The sequence below is a fragment of the Candidatus Woesearchaeota archaeon genome (genome assembly GCA_030651135.1).
In the GTDB taxonomy this organism is placed as follows: Archaea; Nanobdellota; Nanobdellia; order Woesearchaeales; family JACPBO01; genus JACPBO01.
Window position 1 is genome coordinate 13052 of record JAUSCS010000010.1, and the last position, 13350, is coordinate 26401.

Genomic DNA, 13350 nt, shown 5'->3' on the forward strand with positions numbered 1-13350 from the left:
TAATTTTTCTCAAATAAGGTCGTTAAACAACAATCAAAGCAACAATAATCCCAATAACAATCCCAACCAATATATCTGATAAACTATGCCCGACTTTCTCGTTAAGTTTTTTCCCTTTATTTGATTTATTCAATATTTCAGCGTGCTTTCCGACTTCTCTCCTGACTCCGGCTGCATCTCTCAATACAATGATCGAAAATGCAAGAGAAACAGCAAAAAGGATTGAAACGCCCTGCAATAAAAATATTGCTGCTGTGATGGCAGAAACAAACGCAGAGTGGGCGCTTGGCATTCCCCCCAAGCTGATAAAAAATTCTGGCTTAAACTTTTTCTCCTTGACGGAAGCAATGATGACTTTAATTAAATGGGCTATAAACCAGGCAGCAATTCCTGCAATGATGATCTTAACAGCATTCACATCAATCATAAGCACATATTATCACTAAATATTTATAAACCTTGCCATTATTCTGAATGCATGATAACAATCTTGGACTGCTACACAGATGAGCCCTCCGGCTTAGGTGTTCCGCCTTATCTCGGGACTTATCCAAGGTATATTGCAGGCTATATCAATTCTGATGCCATATACATAACGATAGATGATCTGAGGTTTTTCAGATATTACAATTTAGACGAGAAGAAAAAAGAAGTCAACAGGAAAACCAATATAAAAATTTATAATTTAACAAAAAACCACACCAACATCAAAGATATCCTGGAAAATACAACAAAACTGATAATAATCCTTGGCGTCCACACACCTGGGAAATATCTCTCTGCGCTGCCAGGAACTTTAAAAGAAGTTTCTGATTTATTGAAAGATTATCGCTTTGAAAAAATCCTCACCGGGCCAGCAGTTTTTGGCACTCAATTAGAAGGAGGAAAATTCTCTGAAAAAGCAGATTTAAAAATTTTCAATAAAATAGAATCATTTGATTTCAAGTATGACGAAATAAAGGAGTATGCAGTTAAAGGAGCAGAAATAATAAAGCAGATTCCTGATTTAAGGATCATTGAAATCGAAACATCGCATGGCTGCCCGAGAAAAAAGGGCTGCTCGTTCTGCACAGAGCCCATAAAGCACAATTTAGAATTCAGAAACAAAGAAGACATTGTAAAAGAAATTGGGGCATTTTACAGCTTGGGGTGCAGATATTTCAGAATAGGAAAGCAAAGCTGCTTTTACAGCTATCCTTATGCAACTGAGCTGCTTAAAGAAATAAGGGATAAATTCCCGAGAATTGAAGTTCTGCATATTGATAATGTGAACCCAGTTATGGCATTGTCAAAAAAAGGCGGGGAGATAACAAAGGCAATAGCCAAATACTGCACAGCAGGCAATGTAGCGGCTTTTGGAGTTGAAAGCTTTGATCCAGTTGTTTATAGTGAAAACTGCCTGAACTGCACAGCAGAGCAGGCATTGGAGGCAATAAGGATTCTGAATAAATACGGCTCTGAAAAAGGAGATAATGGAATGCCGAAATTTCTGCCCGGGATAAACTTATTATTTGGCTTAAAAGGCGAGTCAAAAGAAACGCATGAAAAGAACATGTTTTATCTGAAGAAAATATTGGATGAAGGATTGCTGCTGAGAAGGATCAACATAAGGCAGGCCGCAATATTCGAGGGAACAGACTTATACAATACAGTAAAAAATAAATTCATGAAAAAGAACAAAAAATATTACTGGAAATGGCGCAATGAGATAAGGCAGAATATTGACTTTCCGATGCTGCAGAAGCTAGTGCCCACAGGAACAGTCTTAAAGGGCGTAAGAGCAGAGATCTATGACGGAAACACAACATTTGCAAGGCAGATCGGAACGTATCCTCTTATTGTAGGAATAAAAGGAAGGCTCGAATTAAACAAATTCTACAATGTAAGGATAACTGATCACATGCTGAGAAGCGTTGTTGGGGAGATTGTTGAATAAAAACGAAATGTTTATATATGTCATAGTCTAAAATAGTTAAAAATAGCAAAATATGATAAAATATAGTTAAAAATAGTAAAACATAGTTAAACTATGACTGAGCCAGAGCCGTTGAGTTTCATAAAAAGAGTAGCCAAGTCAGGAAGAGGCTTTCTTATCTGGATTCCTAAAGATGTTTCTGATTATATTGAAATTAAAGAGAACGATACAGTCGAGGTAAAGATAAGAAAATTGAAAAAATAAAAATGATGAACAAAAAACATATTAAAAACTACATAGTTTTCATTGCAAGTTTTCTAATATTCCTTATACTTACACTTCCCTTTTACATAGCAAATGTCTTTGCAACCGGAATAACTGTAAAGTCAATTTACGGCAGCAACGGAGTTCAGGGCTATAGAAAAGCAACAGACTCAACAAATGTTGATGTTGATGCGCAGATTGACGGCGACAGCTCCATAGCGCCATCTCAGGTCACATTTGGAGTTGGCGATGTTTTCAGCAGCTGCAGAAATATGGGCGCTTCTTTCAACTGCTCTTACCGCTCTTCAAGCTTCACAATAGATGCTAAAAGCTACAGCTACACAATTCATTTATATGACGATAATAGCACTGAAGTTATAACTGCTCCGGCAACAACAACTGTTGACAATATTGCGCCAACAGCGGCTATTGATGTACTGCAGAATGGAACAAATGCAAATTCAAACATCAGCGTAACTTATTCTGTCACTGACACAGCATGCGCAGATTCAAGCTGCACAGGAAAATGCTCAGGCATTAAAGAAATAAAGCTGTACAAGTATGACGCAGCAAACCTTATTGAAACAATCCCAGTTAATACAGCAGACTGCTCTAATGAAGCAACAATCTCGAGAGCAGCATCTCTTTTTAATTATGGAAATGGCTCAACCCAGGCATGTCTTGTTGCTTATGATAACATTGGCCAGTCATCTTCTCTTATGTGTGATGTATTTATAGTCGATAGTTCTGATCCACAGATAAGCTCTTTGCAGATACTGAGCAATGGAGAAGCTGTAACTTATGTCGGCAGTTCAGGAGTTATAGCAGATGTTTCTGTGCAAATAACTGATTCTGGAACTGGGATCAATGCTAATAGTGTAAGAGCGGGCTTTTCGCAGATTAATCCAAGCTATGCTTCGCTTGTTTATGCAACAGCAACTGGCGGAAGCTGCGAGTTAGTTTCAGGCATATATTACTGCACATGGAATAGCATTAACATAAATGCAACATCTGGCGTTTCAATAAATTTTTATGCTGAAGATAATGCTGGCAACAATGGAAGCGCAACTTTGACTTACTCTTTTATGGCAGACAGTTCAGCTCCTTCTGTTACATATATCGGAACAAACAGAAGCTATGGCAATCTAAGCTATGCTTCCGGCCTGTATACCGGAACTGTCAAAGCAGTAATAACCGAAAGCGGCTCTGGATTGGAAAAAGAAAATGTAAAGCTGAATTTCCAGGATATTGGCGGAGCAACTTCTGTTGCTGCAACAAACTGCTCATCATCTGCTTCAACATATACCTGCACATGGGATGATATTGATTTTTCAGCTGCTGACATTTCAACAGAAGATGAGAAGAAAATCTGGGTTGACAGCATAAAAGATAGCACAGAAAATGAAGCAGCTGGCTTGACTTACGGCAAAGTAAAGGTTGATAAAACTGCTCCAGTAATTTCAAATATATATAACATAAGCTCATCCGGAATCTGCGCAACAAGCAATGATGAACTTACATTTTATGCAGCTGTTGAAGACAATTCAGGCATTGCGCCTTCTTTTATAGTAAATGCCTCTCCAATAAGCTCATTAGGCGATATAATTGGAAGCTGCGTTAACATAAGCAGCAGCACATGGAATTGCTCTGCAGCTGTTCAAAGCCTGTACTCAACTGCAATTGAAACAACTGTAAATGTTTATGCAAAAGATTTTGCCGGCAATGATGCTTCAGCAATTGCACCAGTTACAATATGCCAGCTTACTGATACAACTTCTCCTCCTGAATTAGTCAGCTCTTCTGTTGGAACTTTGATCCCATCTGTTGGAATTGACAGAAGAATTGTTTCGCAGACTTATGCAACTATATTTGTTCCTCTTAGCTTGACATTGCAGCCGAATTCAGAGATTCTTTCAATGGACGTTGATGTTGGAAACTGCACTTCTGACTATTTAGCTGCAGATCCTTATGTGATGAATGAATTCTCCACAGAGCCTTATGTTGTGTTTAAGATCTCCGGCGATCTGAGTGATGTGGATTCTCCAATAAGCATAGACTGCAAACTGAATCTCAATATGAGGAACGGCAATCTGATCTATGCAAAGCCAGAAGTTGAGGAGTTTTCAGTTTCAATACCCTTATACAACAATGCCCTTGGCACAGTTGATGATAGCGTGCAGGATAAGCTGGATAGCATCAACAGTGAAATTGACGATCTGGAAAAAGACATTGAAAAATGGGAGCAATGGAACAAATGGCTCGGCATAATATACGGAATTGCAGGAATGCTGCAGAGAATTGATCAGATATTGCAGGCGATTAAAGCTATAGTGTGGGCGATTTTGGCAGTTCTTTATGCAATTTTTGGGTGGTGTTGTGCGACAGTTCTTGATGGAATTTGGACAGCTATCTGCAATCCCATAACGGGTTATCACTCCTTTATGCAGGTTATATGGCCAACTGGGTTTAAGAATATAGGTCCCCTGCAGGCTGCATTCAAAATAATAGGAATGATATACACATGCAAACTGTGCGACTTCGGAACATGGGTGAATATTGGATTGCAAAGTGTGCCTGCGTTGAAAGAGGGTGGAGGGGATGTAAACGTCGGAAATCAATTCAGAGAACAGGATCCAGTATCAACAAGGGGAACATCAGATGTAACTACTGCGTTCGGAAAGATATGGAGTGGAGGAGGAGCTGTAAGCAATACAGTAAACTACCCAGTCGAAACAGGCCAATGGCTTTATGACCCTTACAAGAGCATTCATTATGCTCAGGCTTGCTTGTGCCTTCCAGGCTATGTCTACAACCTTAAAAAAGACAGGCAGATCAAGTGCATGTACAGAAGCTGCATTGAAGATGCTGCTGCGCAAGGACTGCCGACAACAAACTGCGAATTGGCGTATTCAGAAAGGGAATGCCTGTATGTTGAAAGCGCAGCTTACAAGCTGCATGGCATTGCAAAGCAATTTTTCAGAAATTTCTTGGATCTGATATGGAACAATCTGCCATACATGATTTTGGGTGTTGCGCATTTCTTGGCATGCAGACATGCTGACTTTACATGCGGTACAATACCGACAGGTGGGTGGAATGTAGCATGCGGAATAAGCGGCGTTGCCTTGGCTATATTAGACTGGGAAGACGTATCAGATTCGCCTTTCAGCTTCGATAATTATAACCCTGACTTAGGAGGAACGGATTACTGCAGCAGCTAATTAGAAAAATAAATCTGCAAAAAACAAAAAGATTTGTAAAGTAGAGTTAACAAATTGTTAAGTAGGGTTAACAAAATACAAACAAGCATTAAAAAATGAAAAAAACAATTTCAATAACATTGGCCATAATGTTTTTATTAGCCATAATGCCGGCAACATTCTCAACTTATGAAATTTCAGACTGGTATGCTGTTGAAGACTGGGAGCTTGAAGTCTGCTCGAAATGGGGCGGAACAGATGAGGCGCAACGCGGATCAGCAACCTCGGATATTTACTTATCGCAGCTTACAGTAGCGTTGCAAGCGGAAAAAACAGCATTTCCTGACAACACAACATTATATGAAGTTTCATATTACATCCAGCCGTTCAGCGAAGATATACAATTCGCAATCAAGCTTGCCAATTCGCAGAATGACACGGATTACGATATTGTTACTGTCACAACAGCTTCAATCTCAGCAGGCGCTTCTGGGTTTACTGCCTTCTACTCTGATGAATTTTTTGATTTGGCAAAAATAGGCTATGGCGACTCAAGTTCATCAGGCCCGGAAAATATTTTAACTGTCCCCATATTGAACCAAACAGCAACTTACACAGGCGGACCTTCAGGATCAGGCGGAAGCACAGGAACCAGCACTGGAGGAGGAAGTGCATGGACAGATTGGTAAAAAAGAGGCAACAATGAAAAGCAGGATTATCAAAAAAATAGGGAAAAGCTCATTTATTGAAAGCTTTAGAAAGCCAAAAGCATTGCTTTACAATGTTCTGCTTGATATAGCCATTATAGTTGTCATACTTTTGCTTTTGAAGCTCCTCTCTGTTGTTTTAAGCAATCAGCTCTCTTTATCAAGCATCATAAATCCTACGCTTGAAAAAATACTGTCTTATGCTTCAGGCATTAACAGAGATGTTTCCTTTACAGACTTAGATTTGTTCAATTTGCAGTTTATTGTAAAATTATTTTTTAAGGCGCTGGCAACATTGTTTTTATTTTTCATAATTTTTGTGCTTGTAATTTCGGCATTTAAATCTGTTCAGTGGAGTAGGATATTAAAGCAGAAATTAAGCAGAGCATTTTTTATAAAATTTTTATCAACAGATTTAATCTGGCATCTGCTTTGGCTGATTCTGATCATCATCACAGCATTCATATTTAAAATCATGATTTCAGCTTACTTGATTATTATTGAAATTATTTTATTTTTATATTTCACAGCAATACTTCATTCAATTTTCAGCAAAGACAAAAAAATATTTGCAATGATGAAAGAAGCTGTTAAGATCGGAGTTTTAAAATTTTATTATTTCCTTCTGCCTGTATCAGCTATAATTGCAATTCCCCTGGCTTTGTCATATCTTTTTGGCTTTTTATATTCAATCAGCAGATGGAATTTTCTGATTCTTATTGCAATCTTAATCATCCTGTTTTATCTCTCATGGAGCAGAATATATTTTTCACTGGCTGCAGGAAAGGCGGCATCAAAATGCTGAACAAAAAATCCCAGATCACAGCATTCATGATAGTCGGGCTTATATTAGTTATTGCAGCAGGCACTTTAATCTATTTTATATCGCTGCAAGCCAAAGCCCCATCTCAAACTCAGGCTGAAAGGGTAATCGAGAAAGTGCCTGTTGAAATGCAGCCAATAAAAGAATATGTTGAAGCATGCATTGACAAGACTGCAACTGAAGCATTAACTAAATTAGGCGAGCATGGCGGATATATTGACCCCGCTGATTCAACGTTAAGCGGTGTAAATCTTGACTTGGACAAGGCGATGTCTGATCCAACAAGTTCAGATGCTGTCAGCTTATCATCCAATTCCCTAAACCCAGTTCCATACTGGTGGTATTTAGCTACTGATAATAAATGCGTAAACTGCACTGTTTCATCACTTGCGCCTTCTCTGGATAATGTAGCTTTGCAGCTGAGCAACTACATCAACAGGAATTTAAACCCATGCTTGCAGGATTTTGATGTCTTCAAGAAACAGGGCTTTACTTTTAATTTAAAAACCATTAAAACCGAGACAACAATAGCAAGAGACAATCTTGTTGTTTATGTCGAATATCCGATGGAGATTGCAAAAAACAATATAACAAGGCAGATAAAACAGTTTCAGACTAAAATAGATATTGACCTCAGAAAGATATTTACAATTGCAGCTTCTCTGGCGATAAATGAGGCGAACAACCAGAGCATTGAAAGTATTTTAAAGCTTTTAATAAGCTCTTATGGCGGCGCTGATTTCAATAAGCTGCCTCCAACATACTGGAGAGATGATAAGTTTTACACAGTAACATGGGACTTTACATCAGTTAATCAGAAAATACAGCAGTATGTTTTGCCATATACAAATCTAATCAGGGTAAATGGAACAGCAAATGCAACATTGATAACAAGCCCCGGCGAACAAGGCCTTTACAATGCCCTCTTCCTTGATGCGCTCGACCAAAAATATCCAAACATCAGCGTTGATTACTCGTACTTGAACTGGAACTATTATTTTGACATCAATCCGCAGCCATTAAAGCCCGTAGTGGACAAGCAAAGCTTTCCAATTACAGGCACAACGCAGACAAACACTTATGAATTCTTCTATGACATTTCATATCCTGTTGTGGTTACCATATTTGACAAAAATGCCCTGAGAAACAAAGGATACAGGTTTATGTTTGCATTGGAAGGCAATTTAAGGGACAATAAAGATTTGTTGGAATGGCATCTTGGCAAAGGCACAATTGGAATTTATGATTACAATTTAGTTGAATATGGCATAAATGAAAATAGAAGTTCAAGTTATGATGTTTTTGACCCAACCACAAATACAACATATACTGTAACAGTGCCTAATGTGACGAGAACATTGTTCTGCAATGAAAATCAAAGAATAAGCGGCGAGGTAAAAATAATTGCGTATAATAGCTCATCATACCAATCATTAGAGGGAGTTTCCATAACTTTTGGCTGCGGCGATTATTCTGCATGCCCTTATGATGCTACGCAGCGCAATCTGACAACGAATAAATCCTCTTGGGTAGGAAAATTGCCAGTATGTGATGGCGGCTACTTATTGCTCGAGAAAGACGGTTTTATCCCAAAAGCAACTCTCTTAACAACCCTGCCTAATAAAGGCGCTAATGTAACAGTTGAAATGGATGAATTCAAATACTTCAATGTGAGTGTAAAGAAAAAATTAGTCGATTTAGTTAATGGCACTGGCATTGGCCAAGCTCAGTCCCTCACTTCAGATGAGCTTCTTATAATGAGTATAAGCAAGGTAAAGGAAGATATTTTCGATCAGGAGCTTCAGCAAGTTATTATTGTTGATTACAGCAATGCAACAGTTACAACAGACACTCAGCAGATAAGGCTTGTTCCTGGAAAATACGAAGTTACAGCAACCTACCTTGACAAAAGAGGATTCATAATTCAAAAAGAATGCAAGCACATCTGCGAATGCTGGCACTGCCTCTGCGTTGATGAAAAAATACCTGACCGCGACATCAATGTAACTCCTGCTCCATTGGGCGGGTTGTACCTCAATAACAACACAGGCAGCTGGTATATTGGATCATGGAATCTCTACAACAACGATAATCTGGAAATGTATATTATTACAGTTCCAAAGCCAGGCTGCGTTGATGACATGGATGTATTGGGCAAGATAGAAGAATATTCAGAGACATACAGATCAGCTATTGAGCCGAAGTTTTCTTAACCGCCTTCTATCATAGTTTTTATCTCTTCGCTTGTCTTTCCTTCTGCAACTGCATTTCTTATCGCGTTCAGAACATTATTATAAGAAGGAGTAAGCTCTTCGTTTATTGCAGTCGCAATCTGCTCATTTGTCTTGCCTTCATCAACATAATCTATGATCCTGTCAAGCTTGCTTTTAGAAGTGGTTATTGTTATGTTATACATCTCCGCAATCTCGCTTGTCCTGTTCTCTGCGATCAGCTGCTGCGTCAATTCCAGCTTCTTCAATGTTTCACAGCTGTTTTTATAATAAGAATCAGTTATGTCTTCGCACATGCTGTAGTCGCCCATTAAAATGAATGCAACATAGCAGGAATCCTTTGAAAACACTTTAGCTATTCTGCTGCAATAAACGCTGCTGTTGGCTGTTTCAGCAACTGCCCTGTAGCAGTCATCAATATCCCTTGAATCCTCTAATTTTATGCAATTGTCAGCAGCATCATCAGGGCTTCTTTTTGCCATTTCTTTTATTTTCTCGATTGTAATGCCTGAAGTTGGTGTAGGTGTTGGCACAGGAGTCGGAGCAGGTGTTGGCGTAGGCGCAGGTGTTGTTGTCGGCGTAGTCGGTGGAGTTGTCGGAGTAGTTGTTGGCGGCGGTGTTGGCGTAGGCTGCGTTGGCGGAATATAGCCAGGCTGCTCAGAAATCGGCTGCTTTTCAAGCGTTGTAATTAAAAAATAGGCTGCAAGCCCAATTACAATAAGGACAGATATTATGATCAGCAGCGGCATAAAGTTCGGCTTTCTGCTGACTGCCTGATCAATCGCCTCGTTCACAGCATTTATGTTATAGCCGTAATTAAGAAGATAGCTTTTAACCTGATCTTCTGTATAACCTCTTTTTAACTGCTCTTTTATGTACTTTACAAGCTTTGCATCAGCCATTGGTTTTATTTTAGTGTCTGGATATTTAAACGTTTTTGTTTAAACCGGTTTTTATACCAATAACTATTTATACAATTTGCTTATTTTAATTAGTATGCTGGACAAAGTAAAGCAATTTGTTAATAAGGCGTTTAAGAAAAAGAATGTGGCCCATTTTGAAAGGACTATTTACTGGGTCAAATATTTGAAACCAGAAGCAGATGAAGCTATGTTGATTGCAGCATATGCCCACGATATTGAGAGAGCATTCAGAAAAGAAAACGCCGAAGAGAAAAGTTTTGCAAGCGGAGAAATTCTTGAAACTCATCAAAAAGAAGGCGGGAAGATAATATACGATTTTTTAATTAAAGAAGGCGCTGATGAAAAATTCGCAAAAAGGGTTGAAGAGCTCATCTCAAAGCACGAAAATGGCGGAACTGAAGACCAAAACATTATCAAAGACGCTGATTCTATAAGCTACTTTGAAAATAATGCAGAGAGGCATGTAAATTGGATTAAAACAAAAGGATTTACAAAAGAAGAAATCAAAAGAAAATTTGATTGGATGTATGGCAGAATTTCATCTAAAAAAGCTAAAAAAATTGTACTCCCGATGTATAAAAAGGCTATAAAATTGATGGGATCATATTAATTATTTAGTTTAAAACTATAAAAATAAAACTTATTTTAGAATAAACCCGCACTTTAAGCACACATGTGCTTTCTTTCCTTCAATGTATTCTGTATTTATTCCGTACTCTATCTTAACCATGCATTTCGGGCACTTCGGCTCCAGATGCTCCACGCTATTAAAGAAATTGAATTCCAACCCCATCAATTTAACTCTATAGTAAAATATGTATATAAAACTTTCGGAAAATTTGCTAAATCTTAAAAAGTATTTTATTCAGAGCAAGCAAGTTCACATGAGGGTCCGGTTACCATTCCCTCATCATCATGAAATTTTCTAGGTCCTAACTTAATTTGGCTATCACGGTATTCTTTATAGAATTTCAGTTTCGCTGGCTCTATAGCAGACAACATATCAGAAACAACATCGTCTATCCATTTAAACGGATTTTTTTCAGCATATTGAAGCTCTTTTTGTTTAAACTTACCGTTGCACCATTTTAGTATTTTATAAGATAAATCATCGATGATTGTATAATCATCACTATAACTTGGTCCTGTATCTCTGCTTGCAAGTTGTTCCATAACATAATAATGCAAAGCACTTGCTATGTCTGATGAATTATATGGTCTAAAACATCTGTTATCATCTGTTTCATGATGCAGGCTTTCAACAATTGCAACCTTGTTGTCTGCTATAATGCAATGTAGCTTTTTTGGCCGCCTTGTGTAACAGAAAAAATATAAGTTACCAAATAATTGTATATCATGATGTCTTTCTCCGATAAGAGATGGTAGTGTCTCAGAAGCAGGCTTGCCTTTTCTTTCAACCACATACTTCTGAGTCAGAAATATTGTCTTTACACCATCTCTTGCCTTTTGTTGAACCATTTTAACAAATTCGTCTCTTCCATAAATATTCAAATTAAGCCACCCATCATGTACTATAAAAGAAACCTTTGCATCCTTAAGACACGTGTCTACCAAAGAACAGTATGAGTCTAGCGAAACACCTTTCTTTTCAGCCACCGCCCTCATATTTAAAGAGAATAATCATGAAATTAATAAGCTTTTCGGAAAAAGGCCAATGAATTTAGAGGTTGCTATAAGGAATGACTTGACACAGGGGCGTTAATTTTTAATTTGCTTCCTTCATAAGCAGTTTTAATGCGCTTCAGGTAATCCAAGTAAGACTTGTTCAGATTGAGCCATCTGCGGATTATCACCTTGCCAAGCAGCGTTGTATCGCAGTTTTTCGGAGCATACTTTTTCAGCCCTCCGAGGGCAGAAGAAACGCGGTTTATTGTTTGGTCATAAAACACATTTAATGCGCCTTTCAGCAGCTTTGTTGATGTGTAAAACTTTTTGTAAGAATCAATTATTCCCTGCTGCAATTCCATGGGAGAAAGCAGTTTGGGCCTGAAAACAACATGCATTCCGTCATAATATTCCCATACCCTGTGCAGCAGCCTTTTTTGCGCTGCAAGCATATTATAGACCGGAGTGCCTGGCAGCGGCGTAAGGATCGAGTATTGGACAGAGTCTATGTCCTGGGCATTGGAAAAGTCATTTGTAGCGTTGAATATGGACTTATCATCCTCGTCAGAGCCAAGCACAAACATGCCATGAATCTTTATTCCGTACTCGTGAAACCTTTTAATTGCGAGCACAATATCATCCAGAGATTGATTTTTTTTATATCCTTTTAATGTCCTTGAATTGACTGATTCAAACCCGATAAAGACCCTGTCGCACCCTGCATCTGCCATTCTTTTAAGCAGCCTGTTGTCCTGTGCAGCATCGCATCTTACCTGAGCTGACCATTTAATTCCAAGGTTCTCTTTTGCAATGATGTTGAAAATTTCATAAGACCTTTGCTTGTCCGCGCAAAGATTATCATCATAAAAGAATGCAGTTTTTGTTTTGATGTTTCTGAATTCTTTGATAACCTGCTCAGCGCTGTTCGTCCTGTACTTTCTGCCGAACATTGCAGTCACAGAGCAAAAATTGCATCCAAATGGGCATCCTCTTGATGTCATTATGGGAGTCATGCTCATTCCCTGATAATTTTTAAGAACTGTGAAATCCGGCGCTGGCAAGCTGCTCAAATCACTTAACTGCCTGGAATGAATGAATTTTTCTGATGAGCCATTTTTAATCAAATCCAGTATTACATCCTCGCCTTCCCCGATAACAACATTATCAGCATACTTGGCAGCCTCTTCTTTCATGAATGACGCATGTATGCCGCCTATTATCACTTTTCCCTCTGGCCTTGATGCCTTGAAATCCTTTGCAATCTCATAGCCTCTCTCAATTGTTGATGTTAATCCGGTAATGCATAAGATATCAGCATCAAGCTCGTGCATGGCTACATCTCTTCCAAGAAGATTCTCATTGTATACTCTTGCATTATATCCTTCATTCTTAAGCATTGTTGCAAGATATACCGGGCCGAGCAGCGGAAGCGTCATCTGGCTCGAGAACACATTTGCAGCTGATCCGCGGGGCTCTACAAATATTATTTTTTTGCTTTCTGTTTTTTCCATCTTTTTTGTTAAAGATTGAAATTCGCATATATAAATATTGTGAACGAGTGTCGATAAAAATAAAAGAAATCCGATAAATTCAGATGATGCAATAAAGAAAACTCAAATATAAGTCAATGGTTCAGATCGTTAATTAAAAGAAAAAAAATA

At 38.4% G+C, this 13350-nt stretch carries 12 protein-coding genes; 7 read left to right on the forward strand and 5 right to left on the reverse strand.

All coding sequences use genetic code 11. The annotated features are described in order from the left end of the window. Nucleotides 1-22: 22 nt before the first annotated feature. Complete coding sequence (locus Q7J54_05535) at nucleotides 23-427, reverse strand: divergent PAP2 family protein (GenBank protein MDO8741004.1); 405 nt, start codon at nucleotides 425-427, stop codon at nucleotides 23-25. Between the two features lie 51 nt (nucleotides 428-478). Between Q7J54_05535 and Q7J54_05540 the strand changes: the two genes are divergently transcribed. From Q7J54_05540 to Q7J54_05565, 6 genes are all read left to right on the forward strand, one after another. Next, nucleotides 479-1936 carry a radical SAM protein gene (locus Q7J54_05540; GenBank protein ID MDO8741005.1) on the forward strand — a complete coding sequence of 486 codons (1458 nt, stop codon included), beginning with the start codon at nucleotides 479-481 and terminating at the stop codon, nucleotides 1934-1936. A 93-nt stretch (nucleotides 1937-2029) separates the two neighbouring features. After that, nucleotides 2030-2179 (forward strand): hypothetical protein, encoded by a 150-nt coding sequence (locus Q7J54_05545; protein MDO8741006.1) that lies wholly within the window; start codon nucleotides 2030-2032, stop codon nucleotides 2177-2179. A gap of 2 nt (nucleotides 2180-2181) precedes the next feature. After that, nucleotides 2182-5400 carry a hypothetical protein gene (locus Q7J54_05550; protein ID MDO8741007.1) on the forward strand — a complete coding sequence of 1073 codons (3219 nt, stop codon included), beginning with the start codon at nucleotides 2182-2184 and terminating at the stop codon, nucleotides 5398-5400. Nucleotides 5401-5495: 95 nt separating this feature from the next. Further along, complete coding sequence (locus Q7J54_05555; protein MDO8741008.1) at nucleotides 5496-6068, forward strand: hypothetical protein; 573 nt, start codon at nucleotides 5496-5498, stop codon at nucleotides 6066-6068. 13 nt (nucleotides 6069-6081) lie between these two features. After that, complete coding sequence (locus Q7J54_05560) at nucleotides 6082-6891, forward strand: hypothetical protein (GenBank protein ID MDO8741009.1); 810 nt, start codon at nucleotides 6082-6084, stop codon at nucleotides 6889-6891. Continuing rightward, a complete protein-coding gene (locus tag Q7J54_05565; GenBank protein ID MDO8741010.1) occupies nucleotides 6885-9122 on the forward strand; it encodes a hypothetical protein in 2238 nt (745 codons plus the stop codon). Before Q7J54_05560 ends, Q7J54_05565 begins: the two co-directional genes overlap by 7 nt. Here Q7J54_05565 and Q7J54_05570 read toward each other — a convergent pair. Further along, nucleotides 9119-10042 carry a hypothetical protein gene (locus Q7J54_05570; GenBank protein ID MDO8741011.1) on the reverse strand — a complete coding sequence of 308 codons (924 nt, stop codon included), beginning with the start codon at nucleotides 10040-10042 and terminating at the stop codon, nucleotides 9119-9121. The genes Q7J54_05565 and Q7J54_05570 overlap by 4 nt on opposite strands. Before the next feature lie 94 nt (nucleotides 10043-10136). On the opposite strand from Q7J54_05570, the gene Q7J54_05575 reads away from it, so the two are divergent. Then, entirely contained in the window at nucleotides 10137-10673 is a 537-nt protein-coding gene (locus Q7J54_05575; GenBank protein MDO8741012.1) for an HD domain-containing protein, read from the forward strand. A gap of 30 nt (nucleotides 10674-10703) precedes the next feature. On the opposite strand, the gene Q7J54_05580 is transcribed toward Q7J54_05575, so the two are convergent. The 3 genes from Q7J54_05580 to Q7J54_05590 form a co-directional block, all read right to left on the reverse strand. Beyond that, nucleotides 10704-10859 (reverse strand): hypothetical protein, encoded by a 156-nt coding sequence (locus Q7J54_05580; protein MDO8741013.1) that lies wholly within the window; start codon nucleotides 10857-10859, stop codon nucleotides 10704-10706. A 65-nt stretch (nucleotides 10860-10924) separates the two neighbouring features. Continuing rightward, the gene (locus tag Q7J54_05585; GenBank protein ID MDO8741014.1) at nucleotides 10925-11689 is read right to left on the reverse strand and encodes a hypothetical protein; all 765 of its coding nucleotides are present in this window, start codon (nucleotides 11687-11689) and stop codon (nucleotides 10925-10927) included. Nucleotides 11690-11754: 65 nt separating this feature from the next. Then, complete coding sequence (locus Q7J54_05590) at nucleotides 11755-13200, reverse strand: radical SAM protein (GenBank protein MDO8741015.1); 1446 nt, start codon at nucleotides 13198-13200, stop codon at nucleotides 11755-11757. Nucleotides 13201-13350 lie beyond the last annotated feature (150 nt).